At 66.9% G+C, this 2366-nt stretch carries 3 protein-coding genes and 1 pseudogene; 3 read left to right on the plus strand and 1 reads right to left on the minus strand.

Annotated elements, in window-relative coordinates:
* Nucleotides 1-235: pseudogene (hrcA, locus tag AC1D00_RS36810) on the minus strand (heat-inducible transcriptional repressor HrcA); the annotation flags it as partial.
* A 174-nt stretch (nucleotides 236-409) separates the two neighbouring features.
* Between hrcA and rph the strand changes: the two are divergent.
* From rph to AC1D00_RS36825, 3 genes are all read left to right on the plus strand, one after another.
* Nucleotides 410-1123 carry a ribonuclease PH gene (gene rph, locus AC1D00_RS36815; RefSeq protein WP_135178667.1) on the plus strand — a complete coding sequence of 238 codons (714 nt, stop codon included), beginning with the start codon at nucleotides 410-412 and terminating at the stop codon, nucleotides 1121-1123.
* A gap of 11 nt (nucleotides 1124-1134) precedes the next feature.
* On the plus strand, nucleotides 1135-1770 hold the full coding sequence (gene rdgB, locus AC1D00_RS36820; RefSeq protein ID WP_477014047.1) for an RdgB/HAM1 family non-canonical purine NTP pyrophosphatase: 636 nt from the start codon (nucleotides 1135-1137) through the stop codon (nucleotides 1768-1770).
* Nucleotides 1757-2366, plus strand: a 610-nt coding sequence (locus AC1D00_RS36825) for a coproporphyrinogen-III oxidase family protein (protein ID WP_477014048.1), incomplete at its 3' end; no start/stop codon positions are given. The genes rdgB and AC1D00_RS36825, both read left to right, overlap by 14 nt.

Consider the following 2366-nt stretch of genomic DNA (forward strand, 5'->3'; position numbering starts at 1 on the left):
CGTACGTAGGAGGGGCATAGATCAGGCCGAGCTGTTCCAGGTCGGCCCTGGCGGGGCGGACCGAGGCCGGCGACAGCGGCATCGCGATCAGGCGTGAGAGGTTCCGCGAGCCCACCGGCTCGCCGGTCGCGAGATAGCTTTCGCCAATCTGACGAAAGATGTCGCGGGACCGCTCATTCAGCTGGGCGAGGCCTGCGCGCGGCGCGATCAGATGGATCGGATCGTGATGGGCCACAGACGGCAACTCCTCTCAGATGCTTGTAATTTGTCCATCCGGGAGGTCCATGACAAGCGTGGTCTTGCACTTGCTCGACAGTTGCCTGGGGACCGAAAAGGCCTTGCCGCTCACCCTCACCCCACCTACAAGCACCGCGAACAGCCTATTCCCGTGAGTTTTGGAGGATTTCCCATGCGGCCAAGCCGCCGTGCGCCCGACGAATTGCGCCCCGTGACATTGGAGCGCGGCGTGGTCAAATATGCGGAAGGCTCCTGCCTGGTGAAATTCGGCGACACCCATGTGCTGGTCACCGCCACGTTGGAGGACCGCCTGCCGCCGTGGCTGAAGGGCCAGGGCCGCGGCTGGGTCACCGCCGAATACGGCATGCTGCCGCGCGCGACCTCGGAACGCACCCGCCGCGAGGCCTCCGCCGGCAAGCAGAGCGGCCGTACCGTCGAGATCCAGCGCCTGATCGGCCGCTCGCTTCGCACCATCATCAATCTCGAAGCGCTCGGCGAGCGCCAGATCACGGTCGATTGCGACGTGCTCCAGGCCGACGGCGGCACGCGCACGGCCTCGATCACCGGCGCCTGGGTCGCGCTCGCCGATTGCGTCAACTGGATGAAGGCGCGCAACATGGTCAAGGCCAACGTGCTGCGCGACAACGTCGCCGCGATCTCCTGCGGCATCTACAACGGCACCCCGGTGCTCGACCTCGACTATGCCGAGGATTCGGAAGCCCAGACCGACGCCAATTTCGTCATGACCGGCGACGGCCGCATCATCGAGGTGCAGGGCACCGCGGAACGCGAACCGTTCACACAAGACGAGTTCCTCGCGCTGATGGCGCTGGCCCAGAAGGGTATCGCGCGGCTCGTGGACTTGCAGAAACTGGCTGTCGCGTAGTCAATAGGCCCATGCACCGCCGAATCACCGGAAAGCTCGTCATCGCCACCCACAATCCCGGCAAGCTCGCCGAGATGAAGGAGCTTTTGGCGCCTTACGGCATCGAGGCGGTGTCGGCCGGCGATCTCGGCCTTGCCGAGCCCGACGAGACCGGCAACGATTTCCGCAGCAACGCCGCGATCAAGGCGATCGCGGCGGCGCGGGCGACCAAGCTTCCGTCCTTCGCCGATGATTCCGGCATCGTGGTCGACGCGCTCGACGGCGCGCCCGGCATCTACAGCGCACGCTGGGCCGGGCCGACCAAGGATTTCACCGCGGCGATGACGCGGATCGAGCGCCTGTTGCAGGAGCGCGGCGCGACCACGCCCGACAAGCGCAAGGCGCATTTCGTCTCCGCGCTCTGCGTCGCCTGGCCCGACGATCATCTCGACGAGGTCGAGGCGCGCGTCGACGGCACGCTGGTCTGGCCGCCGCGCGGCACCGCCGGCTTCGGCTACGATCCGATGTTCCTGCCCGACGGCCACAGCCGTACTTTCGGCGAGATGGAAAGCATCGAGAAGCACGGGCTGCCGCCGCTTGGCCTTGGCCTGTCGCACCGCGCCCGTGCCTTCGTGAAACTGGCGGAGATCTGCCTTGAGCCGCGCTAAGGAAGCCTTCGGCGTCTACGTGCACTGGCCGTTCTGCCTGTCGAAGTGCCCCTATTGCGACTTCAACAGCCATGTCCGCCACGCCGCGATCGACGAAGCGCGCTTCGCCTCCGCCTTCGCGCGCGAGATCGAAACGACCGCGCAGCGCGCGCCCGGCCGCGAGGTCACCTCGATCTTTCTCGGCGGCGGCACGCCGTCGCTGATGCAGCCTGCGACCGTCGGCGCCGTGCTCGATGCGATCGGCAAGCACTGGACGGTGGCGAAGGACGCCGAAGTCACGCTGGAAGCAAACCCGACCAGCGTCGAGGCCACGCGCTTCGCCGGCTATCGCGCCGCCGGCGTCAACCGCGTCTCGCTCGGCGTGCAGGCGCTCGACGATGCTTCGCTGAAGGCGCTCGGCCGCATGCACAGCGCGCGCGAAGCGCTTGATGCCGTCGCCATCGCGCGCCGCTCGTTCGACCGTTATTCGTTCGACCTGATCTACGCCCGCCCCGACCAGACGCCGGCGATGTGGGCCGATGAACTGCGTCTCGCGATCGATGAAGCGGCCGAGCATCTGTCGCTCTATCAATTGACGATCGAGGAAGGCACGCCGT

The sequence above is a fragment of the Bradyrhizobium sp. P2_E8 genome (assembly GCF_056403875.1).